Below are 21456 nucleotides of genomic sequence, written 5' to 3' on the forward strand. Positions count from 1 at the left end.
TTATCATTTATCGCCTGTGCGTATTTATCGGCTTTGCCGACGGCAGTTTCAATGGCAAGAATTCCCTGACCTGCGGCGCATATGAAATTATCGCCGAGATTTTCGATTTTAACGTCGGAAACGGCAAGACGGTTTATTGCGGCACGAGCCATAATAACCGCATCGTATTCACCGTTTTTGACTTTTTCAAGACGAGTACCGATATTACCTCTGATTGGCTTAAAAACAGCATTCGGGAATAGTTTTTCAGCCTGTGACTGACGTCTTGCACTGCCTGTACCGATTATTTTTATATCGGACAATTTAGTGTCCCCAAAATGAACAAGCACATCACTTCTGTCGTCGCGAAGAAGTGCGGCACTTATCGTAAGACCGTTGCAAATTTCTGTCGGCATATCCTTTGCACTATGCACCGCCATATCTATTTCACCGCTTAAAAGTGCGGTTTCGATTTCTTTTATAAAAACACCCTTTCCGCCGAAACTTTGGAGCGACTTATCAAGCTGACGGTCACCCTTTGTTGAAATGCCGACAATTTCAAAAGTGTCGTTTGGAAAATGCTCTTTCAATTTTTTGATTACAGCCTCTGTTTGCTTGATTGCAAGTTGGCTTTTTCTTGAGCCGATTTTTATTATACTCACGTTAATTTCTCCCTAAGCAAAATAATAAATTCACTGAATTTTGCATAATTGTTGTCTGATTTCAGATTATATATTTTATGGCGAAAAGTGTTCTTTTCGCTCTCGTTTTCAATTTTATTCTCTGCCGATTTGAATAATGTTTCGCTTTCGGAAAAAAGTTTCCATATACGAAATTCATCAATATATTTTTGAAGAATTTTTTCGGCTTTCATAATTTCCTGTTGTTTAATTCTGTTGTTGTTGTCCGCGATTTCGGTTAAATCGTCAATATTTTTGTAAACTGTGTATTCATCCTCGAATATCTCAATGTCACGAGGTACTGCAAGGTCGATAAAAACTCGCTTTTTACAAGTCTTTATTGCGTTTTTTGCTCTGCTTTTTTCAAGTACGATATGCGGACTGGACGTGGCACTGATTACGGCGTCATACATATCAAGATTATCATAACGCTTGTCGTAATCAACGGTAATCGCACCGTCAATGTGGTTTATAATGCCGTCATGCGTACGCGAAGTGGCATAAATATTTACACCGTCAAGGGACAGTAAATCTTTAAGAACGATAGAGCCTGTTTTTCCGCTTGCACCGATAATTAATATGTTTTTGTTATTTAGTGTCCCCAAAATATTTTGACACTGTTTTATTGCAATGGTTGCCGCGGAAACAGGAGTTTTCGATAAAAGCGTTTCCGTTTTAACTTTTTTTGCACCCGTTACGGAAATACGGAAAAGTGTGTTGAGATATTTTCCGCAGCACAAATGTTCTTTTGCAAATTCGTGCGCGTCTTTAACCTGACCTAAAATCTGATCCTCACCGAGAATCATTGATTTAAGCCCCGACGCGGTAAGTGCAAGATGACGCGAACAATCGTCGCCCTCATATATGCTTATGTACTTTTTAACAAATTCATCGGTTAGGGACACTAAACAGTCAATGAATTTATCTTTCATATTATACCCCGCAAGATAAAATTCACAACGGTTGCAAGTGGACAAAAGCACACATTCTTCAGCGATATTCTGTTTTATATACTTTAAAATTTCAGCCTGTTTTTTCTTTGTAAAAGATACTTTCTCACGAATTGATATTGGAGTATTTTCGTGGCTGATACTCACTGCAAGCAGTTCCATTATCCCATAACCTTTCTGATTATTTTCTTACAATAACGGTTGTAAAATAACCGTATGATTTGCCTTTTTGTATTTTTTCGATAATTTCGTTTTCCATACCGATACAGCTTGAAACAATCGCGTTGTTTTCAAGTCCGTACTTTTTTAAAATGTCGTATATTACATCTGTATCGTTGCCCGATTTCATAATCACAACCGTATCAAAATCGGCAATATATTTTTCAAGTAAATTTGATTTAAGCGAGGGAATAATCGCAACCGATTCGTTTCCCTCGCAAAGACTTATCTGTGCCTTGTCCGCAGCGGCACAAAATGAAGTTATACCGGGTATAATTTCAAGTTCAAAGCCTGCATTTTTCACTGCGTTGTGAACGTATGTGCAGGTACTGTAAACCGAAACGTCACCGAGAGTAATCATTGCAACATCTTTTCCGTCTTTTAAAGCCGATATAATTTTTTCGGCTGAATTTCTGCGGGACTCCTCTCTGATTTTAGTGTCCCCGCTCATACGGAATTCAAGTTCTGAAATTTCTTTTTTATCCGTATCAAATTCCTTGCGGATTATTTCAAGTGCAGTTGATTTTTCTCCGTATTTTTTAACGGGAACTGCGATTATATCAGCCTGTTCCAATGCACGAAGCGCACCGAGAGTTATATATGAACCGTCACCTGCACCGACTCCGACGGAATAGAATTTTGCCATAGTTATTTACCCCTTATAAGATTTAAAATTTCTTCTCTTGCTTTGCCGATAGTGGCTTTTGAGAAGTCTACATTAAGTTTATCACATTTATTCAAAATTTCAAGTAAATGTGCAATTCTCGGCAATCTTAAATTATGTTCACGCAAAAGCGTCGGATTTGAGAATACTTCTTCGGGAGTACCGTCTGTAAGTAACTTACCGTGATTTATAACGTAAACATAGTCTGAATAAATCGGCACAACGTCAATATCGTGCGTTGACATTATAATTGTCGTACCCTCATTTTCGCATATATCGCGAAGAAGGTGCATAAGCTCACTTACGCCCATTGGGTCAAGACCTGCCGTCGGCTCGTCAAGAATGATTACCTCCGGCGACATAACAAGTATGCCGGCTATTGCGGCACGTTTTTTCTGACCGAAACTTAATGCATGGGTGGGCTTGTCTTTTAAATCAAAAATACCTGTGCGTTTAAGTGCATTTTCGGTAAGATGAACAACTTCGTCCTGCGGCAATTTCAAATTCATTGCACCGAAAGACACATCCTGAAAAACAGACGCGGAAAAAAGCTGGTCGTCGGGGTCTTGAAAAACTATTCCGACACTTTTTCTTAATTCTCTGATTTCCTTTTTTGAATAACCTATCGGTTTACCCATAAATTTTACTGTCCCCGAATGCGGCTTTAAAATTCCGTTCATATTCAGAAACAATGTTGATTTGCCTGCTCCGTTTGCACCGAGAATTGTTGTAATTTTCCCTTTTTCAAAGCCAATGCTCAAATCTGAAAGAGCAAAATGGCTTTCATCATATTTATATGAAAGGTTTTCTGTTTCGATAATATTCATCAAATCCCCGCCTTTCTTGAAAATATTGCAATCGCTGTTGTAATTACGACGTATATGACCGCAAATACGTTAAATTTGACCGAATGATTAATCTTCGGCATAATAACGTTGATTTCGCCGTCATAACCGCGTGACTCCATAGCGGTATACGTTTTTTCGGCTTGATTAAAGGAACGTATAAAAAGGTTTGACGCAAGCTGTGCCGTTGAGTGGTAGCTTACACGAAGATTGCTGTACCCCAAACGTGCGTCTTGAGCGGTGTGTATTCTGTGCGATACGTCAAACAGCACAAAAATGTATCTGTAAATCAGTTCCGCAATTTCGATTATAAAATTCGGTATAATGCTTTTTCTGAGCAAAGTGAATAAATCGACCATAGGCGTGGTAAGTGAAAGAAAATACATACAGCTTACCGCACCGAAACACTTAATCATAACGCGAACAGCCGATAAAAGACTTGTATGGCTCACGCCGAAATAAGTATTGCCGAAATGCAGTGAAAAAAGCATATCGCCTGAATTTTGACCGATTGAAATTGCTATTGCGGCCGCACCCATAATAATAAAAACTATCGGGACAGTCATAAGATGAAATACGTTTTTATACGATGTTTTTCCTATAAAAATAATAAGAAACAGCATAGTAAGCGCAGTAAATACGCTTACCAAAAAGCTGTTTGCCCATATGCAGATAACAAGCACCGACATTGAAAACAGAAGTTTTGAAATAGGTGCAATATTTCTGAGTTTTGAATTATATGCTAATTTATCAATTATCATTTTTCTTTTTAGCTGTTACTCTGCCAAGTACAAAGCCGACAATACCGGCGCCCACTCCTGCCTGAAGACAGAAGAAAAGTGACTCGATTTCACCTGACGGCGGCTCCCAGAACGGCTCAAACCATGGCTCGTAACTTTCGTCCAATTCACTTATGGCGTCTGATGCTTGGTCGTCAGAACCGCCAAATTCGTGACCGCCCATAAACAGTAGCGGTACGGCAATTATAAGAACAAGTATAACTGCCAATATTGTATTTTTAACCCAAAGTTTCATTAATATATACCCCCTTATATAACATTAAGCTGCTTAAGTTCGTTTGTACAGTTCTTAGCCAATACATTGAATATCATAACAGACAGAATACCCTCTGCAATGGCAATCGGAACCTGTGTAACTGCGAAGATTCCCATAAACTTTACAAGTGATGCAAAGAAGTTTTGGTCAGGGAATGCAAGTGCAAGTTGACATGATGTTACCACATAAGTGAATATATCACCTATTGTTGCGGCAAGAAATACTGCAAGACCTTTCGGTGCGTTAAGCTTTTGGCAAAGCTTGTATATACCGAATGAAACGAACGGTCCGGCAATCGCCATTGAAAATGTGTTTGCACCAAGTGTTGTAAGTCCGCCGTGTGCAAGAAGAAGTGCCTGGAACAAAAGCACGATTATACCGAGTAAAGACATAATCGACGGTCCGAAAAGAATTGCACCGAGTCCTGTACCTGTCGGATGTGAACAACTTCCTGTAACTGAAGGGATTTTAAGCGATGAAAGAATGAAAACGAAAGCTCCTGCAAGTGCAAGAAGTATTTTTGTTTTATTATTCTTCTTTGCTTGCTTTTGCATACTGATACCGCCTGCGATAAGGAACGGTATACATACAACTCCCCATATAATACAGTAGTTCGGAGGAAGATAACCCTCCATAATGTGCATTGCGAATGCGTTTGTCATAGGAATGACAAGCAGTAGTGAAAGCATTGCCACCAATAGTTTTGTTTTCCTGTTTGCTAAAGACATAAATTTTTCTCCTTTTCTTATTATGAAATATGTTTTAGCACACAAGTGACCACTTAAATCAGTTATGAAACTTTTTGGGAGTGCAGAAAACTTGTGATTTTCACATACCAAAAAAAGCCGTAGGGATTGGGTAAATCCTATGGCTTAAAATCTGAATGATTCCGCCATTGACCCATCGTTCGTAGGCACAAATGCGCTCGATTTTCGGTAGGCGATCCGACTGTACGGTAGCGTGACTATGAGGGAATTTCACCCTGCTTCTCCTTTTGAAAACAAATATTTACAAATGAGCCTGTCGACAAATGTCGACAGCTCCAAAAATCACATCATAGATGTAATTTTTGAGTATTATCAGAGAAAAAATCGTAAAGTTCCTCCAAAGTCGAAACTTTAGATTTTAAGCCATTTCTGCCGCACCTGTCGCCAGAAATGATTGAAACTTGAGGCTACACCTCAAACTCCAACGTACAAAGCAGACAAAACCGTAGAGGTTTTGTCTGCAATCTATTATAAATATTTGTTTACCGAAAACGGATATATTTAGATATATCTTGTCTATTTTAACACTATTATATCGAAAAATCAAGGGAATTGACAATAAATTAAGTAGGGTGTATAATTTTTTTATCTGTTTAGAAAAGGAATGATATATTGTGGATACATCAAAAAGCAAAACAGCCTTTGACGAGGCTAAAAAATATATACCCGGCGGAGTTAATTCGCCTGTAAGAGCGTTTAAAAATGTCGGAACTTATCCGCTTTTTATAGAACGTGCAAACGGAAGTAAGATATACGATATTGACGGAAACGAATATATAGATTATGTCGGCTCATGGGGGCCTATGTTTTTGGGACACTGTAAGGAAATCGTTTTGGAGGCGGTTAAGGAGGCTTGCGATAAAGGTATGTCTTTCGGTGCACCTTGCCTTGCCGAAACGGAGCTTGCAAAGAGAATTTGTTCGCTTGTTCCTTGTGTTGATGTTGTGAGAATGGTTAATTCGGGTACGGAGGCAACTATGTCTGCGATACGTCTGGCAAGAGGTTACACGGGCAGAAATATAATAATAAAGTTTGAGGGCTGTTATCACGGACACAGCGACTCGCTCCTTATAAAAGCCGGTTCGGGTGCGGCAACTTTCGGAAGTGCGTCATCGGCAGGTGTGCCTGAAGATTTTGCAAAGTATACGCTTGTTTTGCCGTACAATGATATTGACGCAATAGAGGACGCATTTGAAAAAATGGGTAATGAAATTGCCGGAGTTATAATTGAGCCTGTAGCAGGAAATATGGGTGTTGTACCGCCTAAAGACGGATATTTGCAGAAAATTCGCGAGATAACGAAAAAGTACGGAAGCGTGTTTATTGTGGACGAGGTTATGACGGGATTTAGATTATCTGCATCGGGTGCAATAGGCAGATTTGGTTTGGATGCGGATATTGTCACATTCGGAAAAATTATCGGCGGCGGTATGCCTGTCGGCGCATACGGCGGTAAACGTGAGATTATGGAATTTGTTTCGCCGACAGGTCCTGTTTATCAGGCAGGTACATTGTCGGGTAATCCGCTTGCAATGGCGGCGGGTAACGCACAGATTAAATATTTGCAGGAAAACCCCTATATATATGAAGAAATTGAACAAAAGGGTGCATATCTTGAGAGTGAATTTAAAAAGTCGGCTGAAAAATACGGCGTGAATGTTCGTGTAAACAGAGTAGGCTCAATGATGAGTGTATTCTTTACGGACAATGACGTAACAAATTTTGAAACCGCGTCAAAGTCGGACATCGAAAAATTCAAAGTATACTTTAACGAAATGCTTAAACAGGGTATTTATCTTGCACCGTCGCAATTTGAGTCGTTGTTCTTGTCTGACGCACATACTAAGGCTGATTTGGAAAAGACAGCGGCGGCATTTGACAAGGTTATGGAAATATTGCGATGAATTATTACAGAGAATGTAGACTTTGTCCGAGAAACTGCGGTGTTGACAGAAGCAGGATAGTCGGTGTATGCGGCCAGAGTGATAAGCTTTATGTGGCACGTGTCGCACTGCATATGTGGGAAGAACCGTGTATTTCCGGTGAGAGCGGTTCGGGAACAGTGTTTTTTTCGGGATGTAATCTTGGGTGCGTGTATTGTCAGAACAGAGAAATATCTTCGGAGCATAAAGGCTTTGAAATAACATCGGACAGGTTGGCGGAAATATTTCTTGAACTTCAGGATAAAGGCGCAAACAATATAAATCTTGTAACACCAACTCATTATGTACCGCATATTATAAAGGCACTCGATGCGGTAAAAGGACTTGATATTCCGATTGTGTATAACTGCGGCGGCTATGAAAGCGTTGATACACTGAAAATGCTTGACGGTTATATAGATATTTATTTACCGGATTTTAAATATGCCGACAGCGTACTTGCAAAAAAGTATTCAAAAGCAGAGGATTATCCGATACACGCAAAAAGAGCGATAGATGAAATGGTAAGACAAGCCGGAGGTTGTGAATTTGACGAAAACGGTATGATGAAACGCGGAATAATCGTAAGACATCTTGTTTTGCCGTCATATACCGACAATTCAAAAAGAGTGATTAAATATCTGTATAACACATACGGCGATGATATTTATATGAGCATAATGAATCAGTACACACCGCTTGAAAGTGTTTTAAAATATCCCGAAATAAACAGAAAAGTTACGGAAAGCGAATATGACGAAGTGCTTGACTTTGCGGTTGAAATCGGTGTCGAAAATGCTTTTGTGCAGGAGGGGGGTACTGTTTCGGAAAGCTTTATTCCTTTATTTGACGGTGAAGGAGTAGTAAAAAAAGTAGACAAAACAAATATAAAATGATATAATAACAAATATGATTTTTGAACCTGTTTACAGGTTCGGATAATATATTGATGATTGGGGGCGGATTTATGGAAGATTTGTATGTAACGGTAACGGGCTTTGCGAATTATTATCATAAAAAGCCTTTTGCAATAGGAAACGTGCTTATCTGCGTAAAAGAGCCGTCAAACAAATATGATTCAGAGGCGATAACCGTAAAATTGCCGATTATCGGCAAGGTCGGATATATCGCAAACAGTCCGGCGAGTATTGCCGGCGGTACACTGAGTGCCGGAAGAATATACGATAAAGTCGAGGATAAGTTTTTTGTCCGAGTGATGTTTACGACTCAAAGTAAAGTGATTTGTAAGGTCGAAGAAAATTCGGACGGAATACTTGAAAAAGAAATACAAACACAAATTGAGGCGGCGGAAGAATGGCTAAACAAGTAGTAAACGATTTTTCAAAGGGAAGTATAATATCAAATATATTAAGACTTTCTATTCCGATGACGCTTGCACAGCTTATCAATGTACTTTACAGTATAGTAGACCGAATTTATATAGGAAGAATGGGCGAAAATTCGTCACTTGCATTGACAGGCGTCGGAGTTTGTCTGCCGATTATAACTATTGTAATCGCTTTCGCAAACCTTATCGGTATGGGCGGTGCACCGTTGTTTTCGATAAAACGCGGTGAGGGCAACGAAAAAGAGGCTGAGGCGATACTCGGCAACAGCGTGACACTGCTTGTAATATTCGGTTTGTGTCTTACGGTTGTCGGATTAATCGTAAAAAGACCGCTTTTGTATCTTTTGGGTGCAAGTGAAAATACGATTGAATATGCAAATTCATATATAACGATTTACCTTTTGGGTAACGTGTTTGTTATGATGAGTTTGGGACTTAATTCGTTCATAAATGCACAGGGCTTCGGTAAAACGGGTATGCTTACCGTCGTAATCGGAGCGGTGCTGAATATTATTTTAGACCCGATATTTATATATATAATGGGCGTACAGGGTGCGGCACTTGCGACAGTCTTGTCACAGCTTGCCGCGTCGGTTTGGACGTTTAAATTTTTAACCGGCAAAAATACGATTATAAAAATAAAACTTTCCGCAATGCGCTGTCAGGCAAAACGTGTAAAGAAGATACTTGTTTTAGGACTTTCGGGATTTACAATGTCGGTGACAAACAGCGCGGTACAGATTGCGTGTAACGTGAGTTTGCAGAATTACGGCTCGGACGTGTATGTCGGAGTTATGACTATAATCAATTCTATAAGAGAAGTTTTGCAAATGCCTGTAACGGGTTTGGGAAACGGTGCACAGCCGATAATCGGCTTTAACTACGGTGCAGGTGAAAACGGACGGGTTAAAGAGGCGATACGGTATTTGGCGGCAATGCTTATTATATACAGTACAGTGGCATGGTTTATAATTTTGCTGATTCCGAAATTCCTTATAGGAATATTCACTGCCGATGCGGCACTTATAACTGCCGGTGTACCGTCATTGCATATATACTTTTTCGGATTTTTCCTTATGGCGTTTATGTTTACGGGGCAGACGGTGTTTGTCGGAATAGGGAAAGCGAAGTTTGCGATATTCTTTTCTATATTGAGAAAGGGAATAGTGGTAATACCGCTTATACTTCTTCTTCCGATATGGTTCGGAGTAAACGGAGTATTTTTGGCAGAGCCGATTTCAAATTTGATAGGCGGTTTGGCGTGTTTTACAACAATGTATTTTGCAGTTTACAGAAAATTATAATTTGAGGTGCAGTTTTGAAAAAAAATAATTTGAAAAAAATAAATTTACAAAAGATTAAGAAAATGTTAGGAAATATATTTTCGTCAATCGGCTCAAAATTTAAGAAAATAAAACCGGTCGAATTCGGTGTCGGAGCGGTTGTAATTGTTTTGTCGTGCGTGGTAATAGTACCGTCACTTGTGCAGTGCGTTATAAATCGTAATAAGGCAAAGTGCAGTACGCATATGAGCATAATGCTGAATATGCTTTCGGACGAGCTTACGGACGAAATGAAAACAGGCGAAACATATTGGCACGACCTTATCCAAAATGGAAATTATCAAAAATTGATTTCAAGCCTTAATGAAAAGACCGGATTAAGTAAAAAATATCCGTCGACAAATTATTATATCAGAACAGGTGAAGAAAAACTTGCGCTTATGTGTAAAAAGCATAAGGATATATCGGATAAAGAGATTAAGTTCGCGCTTATGAAAGACGTGTCGGTTGAAGTGGCGGAAAAACCGCAAATCGGCGAAAAAATCGCATATTTGACGGTAAGCGGACCTGATACGTATTATGAGGACGATATGCTTGACGAAAATAATCCTAGTAAAATGGTGTTCATAGGCAGAGAAGTTGATAAGGTTATAAAGAACTTGACTGTAACGGCAGTATATGCAGGCGGTGCAAGGGAAGAACTTCCGAGAAGTAAGTATACCGTAACGGCGGATAAGCTTAATATGAAAAAATCGGGACAGACACATCTTACGGTTAAGTCAAACTCAAGTTCGCTTTGGGATAACAGCGCATATGCACAGTTTGTAATTGATGTTGTCGGAGATGATGACGTTGCACCGCTTATAGTTGACGGCGGCACAAAGGGAAGATTTGAACTTGCGTCATGGGAATGGAATGACTTTGTAACCGAGGCGGCACAGGAGGACGGTAAAAAATCGTTCGGTGCGTCAATAATCAGATATAACGGCAATTACTATTATTATCCTGACGGTTTGACGATAGTAAATGACAATAAAAATAATAATATGTTCAAATGCGCACTTGATGTTGACGATGAAACAAAACCGGCATATTATATCCAATTTGATACATCGTCGGTTGTGATAAACGATAATGACAGCAAAATCCATAACGGCAGCGTTAAGATTGAAAATGATTTAATCTATATTTGGCAGGAAAAGAGCAGTAAAGAACTTGACACCGGTTGGATAAGAGTGTATTGTGATTTGAAAAAGTATTAAAAGAAAAACAGACAAGTCGGTTAATTGGCTTGTCTGTTTTTGCATTGCTGCAAAAATAATTTATTTAATTCCCAAAGCGTCTTTTGCGAGTCTGTCGGCGACATCGTTGTACTTGTCGCCGGAGTGACCTTTTACCTTGTTAAATGAAACTTTTACCGATTTTTTTATTTCGTCATAAAATTGCTTGTAAGAAATTGTGCCGGATTTGTTTGTTTTCCAAGCACCCGTACACCATTTTTCGACACCTTCGTAATCATAATAAATGTCTATTTCTTCTATATGATTGTCAATGCAAAACTGCATTGCGAGTTTTGCACCCTCAATTTCACCCGCAACATTTCTCATTGAGGCGTTTTCGGGATTTGAAAATTTTCGGCTGAATGTCGTTTCTTTCCCCTCATAGAAAATAATAACTCCGCACGCATATTCTTTTGTGGAGATGTTGTAACTTCCGTCAACATATGCAACGGCGGTGCTTTTATTGTCTTTCGGTTCGTCAAATAAACTTATTTGTTCGTTTTCGCCTAAAAAAGCTTTTGCGTCCTCAAGCTTTGTGAAACTTTTATATTCCGCACCCGAAAAACCGGAAACCTCCTTTTTACATTCGTCCCAAGTGTTAAAAATTCCTGTATGATAGCCGTTTCTGACGGCATAATATTTAGCCATATGTGTAGTCCTTTCAGTTTGTTTACACTATTATATTAAGAAAAAATAATGATTTCAATAAATTTTTTAAAATTTTTTCAAAAAAAGCGGAACTTTTTCGGAAAACATACGTCTAATCTATTGTAAAACATAAAAGCATTGGTTGACATAATCAATTTGACCAAAAAATCCGTGAATTGGACATAGATTTTGTGCTAATTATAAAATTTTATGAAAAAGATCGGGTTGGCAGAAAAAAGTAGTTGACAACAGCTTTATGAAAGAGTAAAATATTCAGTAGCAGTTTTCGAATAATAGGGTAGAAGCGTTAGTTGAAAATTGTTACCGTAATATGAGTCACAAAACGGCAAAGCAGGTTGTAGCCGAGATGTGACAAGAATTACAGTTTTTTTACAACTGTAATACGTCATTGACTTATACACAGTTTGCGTGGTATAATCAATGTGTAATGTAGTTTTGTAATGCAAAGAAGGGTGCATACAAAACATTTAAGGAAACCCTTCACAAACAAAGAATCAAAAAGGGAGGATTTGAGACTATGAATAAGAATCTCAAAAAGGTAATTTCATCAGTTGCTGCTCTTACTATGGTAGCATCTTCAGTTGCCGCTTTCGCAGTTGATTTCCCTGACGTAGAATCTACAGCAAGCTACGCACAGGCTGTTCAAGAACTTTCAGCTCTTGACGTAATCAGCGGTTATGATGACGGCACATTCGGTCCGGATAAGCTTGTAACAAGAGCTGAAATCACAAAGATGATCGTTGACGCTCTTGCAGAACGTTCATCAGCAGAGGCATCAACAGAATCAACAAAGTTCGCTGATGTTTCAGCAGATCACTGGGCTAAAGGCTACATCAACCAAGGTGTTGCTAACGGTTTCATCGCAGGTATGAGCGATACAGAATTTGATCCAGACGCTAACGTTACATATGTACAGGCTCAAAAGATGCTTGTAAGTGCTATCGGTTACGAAACATATGCACAAGCTCAAGGCGGATGGCCAACAGGCTACAAGACATATGCTGCTTCACTTGATATCACAAAGGGTATCTCAGGTATCACAGACAGCACAGAACTTACAAGAGCTCAGGTTGCTCAAATGATCGACAACGCTATGGACGCTCCTCTTTGCGTAATCGCAAGCTGGAAGACAGAGTGGAACGGTTCAAAGACACCTAATCTTGAAGTAAGAGACGGTAAAGAAGGCAGAGCATACGAAACTCTATTCACAGAAAAGCATGACGCATACAAAGTATACGGTCGTGTAACAGAAACAAGCAAGACTGGTTCAGTTGATACTGACAAGGTTACATTCCAAGTTGAAAAAGCTGACAACTTCGACGATGAAGAAGTTAAGGCAGATTCACCTGTTTCAGAAGATATGTACATCGGCGATTCAAAGGCTGATAACTACCTAAGAACATATTCTCAGGCACTTATCCAAAAGAATGACGATGATGAATTCACAATTCTTTCAATCGCTGCTGCTGCTGCAAACAAGAGCGTAACAGTTGCTTCAGAAGACTTTGATGAAAACAAGTCAACAGACGAAGCTCTTTACTTCTTCCCGGCAGGTACAACAAAGGGTTCAACAAAGTATCAACTTGATACAACAAACGGCGTTACAATCTATATCAACGGCGTTGAATCATCAAAATCTATTGCAGAGCTAAGAGATTATCTTGATAAGAACGAAACAGCATCTGTAACACTTCAAAAGGAAACAGAAACTGGTTCAACAAGCACATCAGCTAAGTATAACACAATCATGGTATCTTCATATGTAACAGCTATTGTTGATGAAGTTATCGACAAGACAAACGAAACATCAGTAAACTTCGATACATATTCATCAGGTATCCAAGCTAAGATGACAGTAAACAAGGATGATGATAACTACACATATTCATTCAAACTTGACGGTAAAGATATCGAAGCTAAAGATCTTCAACAAAACGACGTACTTAACATTTCATACGATACAACAGGTTCATTCAAGGATTCAAGCTTCTATGATGTAATCGTTACAAGAAACGTTGTTGACGGCGTTAAGTGCACAAGCATTAACGATTCAAAGGGTGAATACACAATCGGCGGTACAAAGTATAAGGCTGCTGAAGGTATGGATATCGATGTTGAAACATCAACAGAATATAGCCTATACCTTGATCACTTCGGCAGAATCGCTAAGGCTGACGAAAACTCAGTATCAAAGAACTACGGCGTATTGAAGAACATCTACAAGAAGGCCGGCGGCGACTACATGGCTCAAATCATTACTAAGAAAGGTACTGAAGAAGAGTACAAAGTAGACAGCGATAAGGTTAATGAATATGCAACATACTTGAAGTATGCTACATTCTATTCAGATGCTAAAAAGGAAAATAAGATAGATACAACAACAAAAGATTGGCAATCAAAGGTAGTAGCTTTTGATGAACCTAAATATAGCACATCACAACCTAAGTCAGTTGCTTATCCGGAACAGGTTGTAGAATATTCAGTAAGCTCATCTTCAAACAAGATCACAATTAAGAATGGTGGCGTAATCGCTCCAACAGCTGCTGATGCTGAATACAAAGAATCAGGTAACAAGATTGGTTCAGTTAAGATGGCTGACTCAACAGTAATCCTTGACCTATCAGAAGTTGATACAAAGGATACATACTCAGTTGTTTCATCTCTAAACGACGGTAGCAACTATGTAGCTTACGGTTATGATAAGTCTAAGTCAGACAACACATACAGATTCGTAATCATTACAGAAGGTACATCAAGCGTATTCAATTCAGAAACACAGCTTGCTATCTTCAACGGTAGTGAAGTAGTCGACAATGACGGCGATAAGACAGCTTACAACTTGGTTGTAAACGGTGAAGAAAAGCAATTCATTCTTGATGATGACGTTGTAATCACAGGTAACAAGGGTGAAACAGTAGCAGATAACGCATTTGACGAAGGTGACGTACTTGTTTACGCTACTAACTCAGAAGGCTACATCTCAAGAATCTACTCAGTATTCGCTGCTCAGAATGTTCTAAACGGTTCATCATTTGAAGACTTTAGAACTAACGCATTCAAGAAGCAATCATCAGTTCTTGCAGATACAAAGTTCGCTGATCTTCTATCAGATGATGACAACGATGTAAACGTTGTATTCGGTCCTGTTGTTGATAAGAGCGGTAGCAACATCACAATCGGTACAGTTACAACAAATGCTGAGGGTAAGTATGTAGTAAACTATGACGAAGGTCTTGAAGTAAACTACAGCAACGCTAAGATCTACACATATGACTTCGCAGCAAGATCAGATAACTCAAGAGTTCTTCTTGACGAAGGTATTGCATCAACACCTGACGTTAAGGCTGCTAAGACAACAGTAGGTGGTCAAGATATTCTTAACCTTGAACACGAAGATGTTATCGACGATGTAGTATTCGCAGTAGTTAGAACTACAGATAAGGACGAAGCTCAAGAAATCTACCTAATCGTTAATAACGACTAATTCTTAAATAAGAATTTTAAAAGAAGCGGTTTATACCGCTTCTTTTTTTGCTAAAATCTTGCATATACCATTAATGAATGATATAATAAAACTATTATACAAAACAAATAAGAGGTAAATTATGATTCCTGTTGAAAAAAATAAAGAGTACGTTGCTTGTATAGATTCTGTTTCTTCGGACGGTAACGGAGTTGCGCATATAGACGGATTTGCGGTTTTTGTACCGCAAACGGTGGACGGCGATAAAATTAAAATGCTTGTTGTCAAAGTGCAGAAAAATTTTGCATACGGTAAGGCGTTGGAAATTATAGAACCATCGGATAAACGTTGTGAGCCTATGTGCCAACATTATAAAAGGTGCGGCGGTTGCCAAATTCGTCATATAAAGTATGACGCACAGCTTGATATAAAACGTGATATTGTTGAGAATGCGATGCAGAGAATAGGCAAGTTTGAGAATTTTAAGATTGACGGAATTGTCGGTATGGACGTGCCGGAACGGTATAGAAATAAAATGGTTTTTCCTGTCGGAAATGTGTATGGTAAAAATGTTTGCGGTTTCTACGCAATGCGAAGTCATGACATTATTCCGCTTGATGATTGCAGCCTTGGTGATGAAATTAATAAGGAAATAAATGATGCGGTAATTGATTATATGAATGAAAATAATGTCAGTGCATATGATGAAAGGTCGCATAAAGGCATTGTCAGGCGTGTTTTTACACGTAAATCATTTTCTGCAAATGAGATTATGGTTGTCGTTTCCGTTAATGCAAAAAGTTTGCCGAAACGTGAAAAATTGATTTCAAAATTGAGAAAGGTTTCGGATAGAATTGTAAGCATCGTGCTTAATATTAACACTAAGAGAAATAATCTTGTGCTTACGGAGGAAAATGTAATTCTTTGGGGTAAGGATAGGATTTCAGATACACTTTGTGGAGTGAAATTTGATATTTCGCCTCAAAGCTTTTTTCAAATCAATCCGGTACAGACCGAAAAACTGTATAGTAAAGCTTTGGAGTATGCGGATATTGATGAAAATACAAGCGTGATGGATATTTATTGCGGTATCGGTACAATTTCGCTGTGTGCCGCTAAAAACGCAAAAAGCGTTGTAGGTGTAGAAATTGTTGAACGTGCAATCGAAGACGCAAAAGAAAATGCAGTGAAAAACGGTATTGAGAACGCAATTTTTTACGCAGACAGCGCAGAAAATATCGTGCCGAAATTGATAGAAAAAGGCGAACGGCCGGACGTGGTTATTCTCGATCCGCCGCGTAAGGGCAGTGATGAATCAACACTCACAGCAATAATTAAAGCACAACCCAAACGTGTAGTGTACGTTTCCTGTAACCCCGCCACTCTCGCCAGAGATGCACGTTTTCTTAACGATAACGGCTATACCATAACCGCCACCACCGCCTTCGACCTGTTCCCGCATACAAGTCATGTGGAAACGGTTTGTTTAATGTCAAAATAACGGAATTTAAACATAAAATTGAATGAATTTTTACAATACAATAATCTTTAAGATTAATTCAATTCCACTCCTATAATTGTTTATAATGTATAAAAAATATTACTATATGTTTGAATATTTTATAGGAGGGTTTTATATGTATTGTAGAAATTGTGGGGAACAAATAGATTCAAATGCTGCTATCTGTGTTAAATGTGGATTTGCAAAGGGGACTGGTGTAAAATATTGCGCGAACTGCGGAAAAGAAGTTGTACCGGGTGCAAATGTCTGCACAAACTGCGGATTTGCTATAGATAATACTCCAAATATTAATCCGGAAACTCAAAAGTCAAAAATGACAGCGGGTCTTTTAGGAATTTTCCTTGGTGGATTGGGTATTCATAATTTTTATCTTGGATATACCGGTAAGGCTATTGCTCAAATTGCATTATCAATCTGTTTCGGTGCAGGAGCTATTTGGGGACTTATTAAAGGAATTATGATTTTGACGGGTAAAATTAATAAAGATGCTAACGGAGTTCCTCTTAAGGAGTAATGAATAAGTTGATGGACAAACAGAGTTTCAAATTAAAATGGGACTCTGTTTTTTTACACAAAGAAAAGCTCGTGGAAAAACCGCTTTTAAAGATGTTATATATGGCGGTAGTACTTACCTTGTTGGCATTTCTCTATATCTCGGGTGTGGGCTGTGTTTGGCGATTCCTTTTTCATTATCCTTGTCCGGGGTGTGGAATAACCCGTGCATGTGTGGCTTTGGTGCATGGTGACTTTAAAGCGGCATTTGAATATAATTATATGTTTATAAGCTTGCCGATTATTTTTGCATATATTCTGTTTGACGGCAGAATATTTAAATCCAAAAAAATTGATTATACAATATTATCAATTATAATGTTTGGTTTTTTAATACATTGGATATTGACTTTATGCAACTATTAAACAATCCCAATGCAATGCATTGGGATTGTTTATTTTTAATCTCTGCTGTCAAGAGGAACATATTCTTTGTGAGGTGCGATACTTTTATATGCGGGACGAATGATTTTACCCGGATTGACAAGTTCCTCAATTCTGTGAGCCGACCAACCGGCAATTCTTGCGATTGCGAACATAGGTGTATACAATTCCATCGGCAAGTCAAGCATACTGTAAACGAAGCCCGAATAAAAGTCAACGTTTGCACTGACGCCTTTATACATTTTGCGTTCACTTGCGATGACCTGCGGAGCAAGTCGTTCAACCCTTGAATACAAATTAAATTCGTCCTCTCTGCCTTTTTCTTTTGAAAGGCTCTCAACGAATGACTTAAAAACATTCGCTCTCGGGTCGGAAAGTGAATAAACCGCGTGACCCATACCGTAAATAAGTCCAGATTTATCGAACGCTTTTTTATTAAGCAAATCAGAAAGATATTGCTCAATCTCTTTATCGTCATTCCAGTTTTTAATATTCTTTTTCATATCCTCAAACATTTGCGTAACCTTAATATTAGCACCGCCGTGCTTAGGACCTTTCAGCGCACCCAAAGACGCGGCAACAGTTGAATAGGTATCCGTACCGCTTGAAGTGACTACGTGAGTAGTGAATGTTGAGTTGTTACCGCCACCGTGTTCGGCGTGAAGTATCAACGCAATATCAAGAATTCTCGCCTCAAGCTCTGTATATTGACTGTCGTTACGCAACATATGAAGTATATTTTCCGCAGTCGAAAGCTCCGGTTTAGGTGCATGAACGATAAAACTGTCGTTTTCATGATAATACTTAAACGCCTGATAGCCGTAAACCGACAACAACGGAAATTGCGCGATTAACTGCAAACACTGTCTTAAAACGTTCGGAAGTGACACATCGTCGGCTTTATCATCATAAGCATACAACGTAAGCACACCTCTTGAAAGTGCGTTCATCATATCCTTACTCGGTGCTTGCATGATAATATCACGCACAAATGAAGGGGGAATAGTTCGCATATGTGAAAGTGTCTTTGTGAAAATATCAAGCTCATTTTTATTTGGAAGTTCGCCGAAAAGAAGTAAATATGTAACTTCTTCAAAGCCAAACCTTTTGTCGCGGATAAAACCTTTAATAAGGTCCTCGACATCATAGCCGTGATAATAAAGTTTACCGTCACAAGGTTTTGATGATCCGTCAGAGAGTGTATCATAGGCATGAATTTCGCCTATTTCGGTAAGTCCGGCAAGAACACCTTTACCGTTAATGTCTCTCAACCCCCTTTTAACGTCATATTTGGTATATAACTCAGGATTAATGCTTTTATTCTTTTTACAAATTTCAAGCATTTTCATCATTTCGGGAGTAACTTCGATAGGTACAATTTTCTCTCGCATATATATTCCTCCGTTTATTTTAAATTTAGTATATGAAAAAAATTCGCTCCATATAACTTTATTAATATTATACCAGATATTTGAATATAAAACAACAAAAATTATGTAAACTTATTGTGAATTGTTGATAGGCGTGATATAATAGTAAAAAAAGATGAAAGGATAGATTTTTATGGTATATGTAATGCTTGCGGACGGTTTCGAGGAAGTTGAGGCAATCGAACCTATAGATATTTTGAAAAGAGGCGGTGTTGATGTTACAACAGTAGGTGTAAAGAGCAAGACGGTAACCGGCGCACACGGTATTGAGGTGACAGCCGATATTGAGATTAACGGGGTTGAGCCTGAAAAGATGGAACTTTTAATGTTGCCGGGCGGTATCGGTCACGAAATTCTTGACGCGTCAAACGACGTACACGGACTTTTGAATTATGCGGTTGCAAACCGTATTTATGTATCGGCAATTTGTGCCGCACCGTCAATTTTGGGTAAGAAAATGTTACTTGAGGATAAAAAAGCGACTTGTTTCCCGGGTTACGAAAAGTATCTTTACGGTGCAGACGTAAAGTCGGATAAAGTTGTTGTTGACGGTAAGTTTATAACCGGCAAGGGCGCAGGCGCGGCGGCTGATTTCGGGTTTGCCATGCTGGCTATTCTAAAGGACAAGGAAACTGCCGACAGAGTAAAGGAGACAATGCAGTATTGATTAAGGACGAGATAAGGGAAGATATGCGTGCCAAACGTCGTGCATTATCTAAGGACGAGGTTAAAATTAAAAGTGATGAAATTCGTCAAAGGCTGCTTGGGGTTGAGCGTGTGAAACAAGCCAAAACAATATGTACGTTCATATCTGCGTTTAAAGAACCTGATACCGTTGAAATAATCAAAGAACTTTGGGAACAGGACAAAAAAATTGTTGTGCCGATAACCGATATTGAGAGCGGTACGTTGTCACTTTCGTATATAAACAGTATGGACGATATGAAAAAGGGTGCATATGGCATTTTAGAGCCGAAAACGGTACGAAAGGCTGACGAAAATAATATTGACGTTATTCTTGTACCGGGACTTGCATTTGACCGTAACGGCGGAAGAATGGGATTTGGAAAAGGGTATTACGACAGACTGCTTGAAAGCAGCAAAGCAGTGAAAATAGGGCTTTGTTATGATTTTCAGATACTTGAAAAAATACCTACGGAAAGTCACGATGTTCCGATGAATTTTGTGATAACGGAAAAAGAAATTTTAGAAATCAGGTGAAAGTTATGTTGTTTGATTCTCACGCACATTATAATGATGAGAGGTTTAAAGATGATGTCGATGAAGTGCTGTCGGCGATGAATGAAAATAATGTCGGACTTATTTTAAATTCGTGTTCGTCACTTGACGAGGTGCCGGATATATTTGCGATATGTGAAAAATATCCGTTCGTCTATGCATCGGTCGGAATACATCCGCACGAGGTTTCAGAACTTACCGAGGCGGATATGGATAAGCTGAAGGAATATGCAAAAAATCCGAAAGTTAAAGCGATAGGTGAAATAGGACTTGACTATTTTTATGATTTTTCACCGCGTGATATTCAGCAAAAGTGGTTTGCAAGACAAGTGGACGTTGCACGAGAGCTTAAAATGCCGGTTGTTATACACGACAGAGAAGCGCATAAGGATTGTATGGATATTTTGCGTGAACATAAGGTGAGCGAAGTCGGAGGAGTATTTCATTGCTATGCGGGAAGTGTTGAAATGGCAAAGGAAATACTTGATTGGGGAATGTATATCGCGTTCGGTGGTTCACTTACGTTTAAAAAGTCGGTAAGACCTGTTGAAGTGGCGAAGTATGTACCGCTTGACAGAATTGTTATTGAAACCGATTCGCCGTACCTTACACCGGAACCGCACAGAGGAAAGCGAAACAGTTCGCTTTATATCCACTATGTTGCCGAAAAACTTGCGGCGGTAAAGGGTATTTCTGTTGAAGAAATCGAAAACGCAACATATGAAAATGCAAAAAAATGCTTTGGAATAAAATAATATAAAAGACAGATTACAAAAAGTAATCTGTCTTTTATATTATTCAGCTGTTTCCGGAGCAGGCTCGTCTTCAATCGCATCATATGCGGCAAGAACCTTGCTTTCGAGCATATTTCTCATATCACTGTTTATCGGATGAGCAATATCTCTGTACTCACCGTCAGGAGTTCTTCTGCTTGGCATAGCAACAAACAGCTTTTCCGGACCTTCAATAACCTTTACGTCATGGACAGCAAACGCATTGTCAAATGTAACAGATGCGACAGCTTTCATTTTTCCTTCGCTGGCTACTTTTTTAATTCTGATGTCTGTAATTTCCATGTTTTTCATCACCTTCCGACAAATTTTACTAATTTAATAATATAGCAATTCGCTCAATTTGTCAAGTGCTTTGCACAGATTTTATGGTGAAAATGGCGAAAAAATTACAAGATACGATTTTTAATTGG

The 21456-nt window shown here is 38.9% G+C and carries 22 protein-coding genes; 12 read left to right on the top strand and 10 right to left on the bottom strand.

The annotated features are described in order from the left end of the window. The 7 genes from hemC to ACLTU0_RS01980 form a co-directional block, all read right to left on the bottom strand. The coding region (gene hemC, locus ACLTU0_RS01950) for a hydroxymethylbilane synthase (RefSeq protein ID WP_412321172.1) at positions 1–641 on the bottom strand (641 nt) is incomplete at its 3' end. Further along, positions 638–1771 (bottom strand): glutamyl-tRNA reductase, encoded by a 1134-nt coding sequence (gene hemA, locus ACLTU0_RS01955; RefSeq protein ID WP_337599789.1) that lies wholly within the window; start codon positions 1769–1771, stop codon positions 638–640. The genes hemA and hemC, both read right to left, overlap by 4 nt. Positions 1772–1790: 19 nt before the next feature. Further along, entirely contained in the window at positions 1791–2474 is a 684-nt protein-coding gene (gene cobI / locus ACLTU0_RS01960; RefSeq protein WP_337599788.1) for a precorrin-2 C(20)-methyltransferase, read from the bottom strand. 2 nt (positions 2475–2476) lie between these two features. Continuing rightward, positions 2477–3319, bottom strand: coding sequence for an ATP-binding cassette domain-containing protein (locus ACLTU0_RS01965; protein ID WP_022229458.1), 843 nt, complete (start codon positions 3317–3319; stop codon positions 2477–2479). Then, positions 3319–4098 (bottom strand): cobalt ECF transporter T component CbiQ, encoded by a 780-nt coding sequence (gene cbiQ, locus ACLTU0_RS01970; protein WP_147514015.1) that lies wholly within the window; start codon positions 4096–4098, stop codon positions 3319–3321. The genes ACLTU0_RS01965 and cbiQ overlap by 1 nt, the downstream gene beginning before the upstream one ends. Further along, on the bottom strand, positions 4088–4372 hold the full coding sequence (locus ACLTU0_RS01975; RefSeq protein ID WP_022229460.1) for an energy-coupling factor ABC transporter substrate-binding protein: 285 nt from the start codon (positions 4370–4372) through the stop codon (positions 4088–4090). Before ACLTU0_RS01975 ends, cbiQ begins: the two co-directional genes overlap by 11 nt. Positions 4373–4386: 14 nt before the next feature. After that, positions 4387–5121 (bottom strand): energy-coupling factor ABC transporter permease, encoded by a 735-nt coding sequence (locus tag ACLTU0_RS01980; RefSeq protein ID WP_022229461.1) that lies wholly within the window; start codon positions 5119–5121, stop codon positions 4387–4389. A gap of 653 nt (positions 5122–5774) precedes the next feature. Here ACLTU0_RS01980 and hemL point away from each other — a divergent pair. The 5 genes from hemL (at position 5775) to ACLTU0_RS02005 (ending at position 10975) form a co-directional block, all read left to right on the top strand. After that, positions 5775–7064, top strand: coding sequence for a glutamate-1-semialdehyde 2,1-aminomutase (gene hemL, locus ACLTU0_RS01985; RefSeq protein ID WP_412321174.1), 1290 nt, complete (start codon positions 5775–5777; stop codon positions 7062–7064). Then, positions 7061–7978, top strand: a complete 918-nt coding sequence (locus tag ACLTU0_RS01990) for a radical SAM protein (protein WP_412321176.1) — start codon at positions 7061–7063, stop codon at positions 7976–7978. Before hemL ends, ACLTU0_RS01990 begins: the two co-directional genes overlap by 4 nt. Positions 7979–8049: 71 nt before the next feature. Next, entirely contained in the window at positions 8050–8412 is a 363-nt protein-coding gene (locus ACLTU0_RS01995; protein WP_308455629.1) for an HIRAN domain-containing protein, read from the top strand. Next, positions 8397–9734, top strand: a complete 1338-nt coding sequence (locus ACLTU0_RS02000) for an MATE family efflux transporter (protein ID WP_308455630.1) — start codon at positions 8397–8399, stop codon at positions 9732–9734. Before ACLTU0_RS01995 ends, ACLTU0_RS02000 begins: the two co-directional genes overlap by 16 nt. 62 nt (positions 9735–9796) lie before the next feature. Beyond that, positions 9797–10975, top strand: coding sequence for a hypothetical protein (locus tag ACLTU0_RS02005; protein ID WP_412321177.1), 1179 nt, complete (start codon positions 9797–9799; stop codon positions 10973–10975). 60 nt (positions 10976–11035) lie between these two features. Here ACLTU0_RS02005 and ACLTU0_RS02010 read toward each other — a convergent pair whose 3' ends face one another. After that, complete coding sequence (locus tag ACLTU0_RS02010) at positions 11036–11641, bottom strand: viroplasmin family protein (RefSeq protein WP_117968241.1); 606 nt, start codon at positions 11639–11641, stop codon at positions 11036–11038. Positions 11642–12179: 538 nt separating this feature from the next. Here ACLTU0_RS02010 and ACLTU0_RS02015 point away from each other — a divergent pair. From ACLTU0_RS02015 to ACLTU0_RS02030, 4 genes are all read left to right on the top strand, one after another. Next, a complete protein-coding gene (locus ACLTU0_RS02015) occupies positions 12180–15146 on the top strand; it encodes an S-layer homology domain-containing protein (protein ID WP_412321179.1) in 2967 nt (988 codons plus the stop codon). Positions 15147–15267: 121 nt separating this feature from the next. Continuing rightward, positions 15268–16626, top strand: a complete 1359-nt coding sequence (gene rlmD / locus ACLTU0_RS02020; protein WP_412321181.1) for a 23S rRNA (uracil(1939)-C(5))-methyltransferase RlmD — start codon at positions 15268–15270, stop codon at positions 16624–16626. Between the two features lie 136 nt (positions 16627–16762). Continuing rightward, positions 16763–17161 carry an NINE protein gene (locus tag ACLTU0_RS02025; protein WP_412294744.1) on the top strand — a complete coding sequence of 133 codons (399 nt, stop codon included), beginning with the start codon at positions 16763–16765 and terminating at the stop codon, positions 17159–17161. Between the two features lie 101 nt (positions 17162–17262). Then, positions 17263–17565 (top strand): DUF2752 domain-containing protein, encoded by a 303-nt coding sequence (locus ACLTU0_RS02030; protein ID WP_412321183.1) that lies wholly within the window; start codon positions 17263–17265, stop codon positions 17563–17565. A gap of 35 nt (positions 17566–17600) precedes the next feature. Here ACLTU0_RS02030 and ACLTU0_RS02035 read toward each other — a convergent pair whose 3' ends face one another. Continuing rightward, positions 17601–18974, bottom strand: a complete 1374-nt coding sequence (locus tag ACLTU0_RS02035; RefSeq protein ID WP_308455639.1) for a citrate/2-methylcitrate synthase — start codon at positions 18972–18974, stop codon at positions 17601–17603. 172 nt (positions 18975–19146) lie between these two features. Here ACLTU0_RS02035 and ACLTU0_RS02040 point away from each other — a divergent pair, with 172 nt between their 5' ends. The 3 genes from ACLTU0_RS02040 to ACLTU0_RS02050 are packed head-to-tail and all read left to right on the top strand — an operon-like array spanning position 19147 to position 21007. Next, positions 19147–19680 carry a DJ-1 family glyoxalase III gene (locus ACLTU0_RS02040; RefSeq protein ID WP_022229665.1) on the top strand — a complete coding sequence of 178 codons (534 nt, stop codon included), beginning with the start codon at positions 19147–19149 and terminating at the stop codon, positions 19678–19680. Next, the gene (locus ACLTU0_RS02045) at positions 19677–20234 is read left to right on the top strand and encodes a 5-formyltetrahydrofolate cyclo-ligase (protein WP_147514006.1); all 558 of its coding nucleotides are present in this window, start codon (positions 19677–19679) and stop codon (positions 20232–20234) included. Before ACLTU0_RS02040 ends, ACLTU0_RS02045 begins: the two co-directional genes overlap by 4 nt. Positions 20235–20239: 5 nt before the next feature. Further along, positions 20240–21007, top strand: a complete 768-nt coding sequence (locus tag ACLTU0_RS02050; RefSeq protein ID WP_147514005.1) for a TatD family hydrolase — start codon at positions 20240–20242, stop codon at positions 21005–21007. A 39-nt stretch (positions 21008–21046) separates the two neighbouring features. Here ACLTU0_RS02050 and spoVG read toward each other — a convergent pair whose 3' ends face one another. After that, entirely contained in the window at positions 21047–21328 is a 282-nt protein-coding gene (spoVG, locus tag ACLTU0_RS02055; protein WP_117968249.1) for a septation regulator SpoVG, read from the bottom strand. Between the last annotated feature and the right edge of the window lie 128 nt (positions 21329–21456).

The sequence above is a fragment of the Hominilimicola sp. genome, from assembly GCF_046972485.1.
Classification (GTDB): domain Bacteria; phylum Bacillota; class Clostridia; order UBA1381; family UBA1381; genus Hominilimicola; species Hominilimicola fabiformis.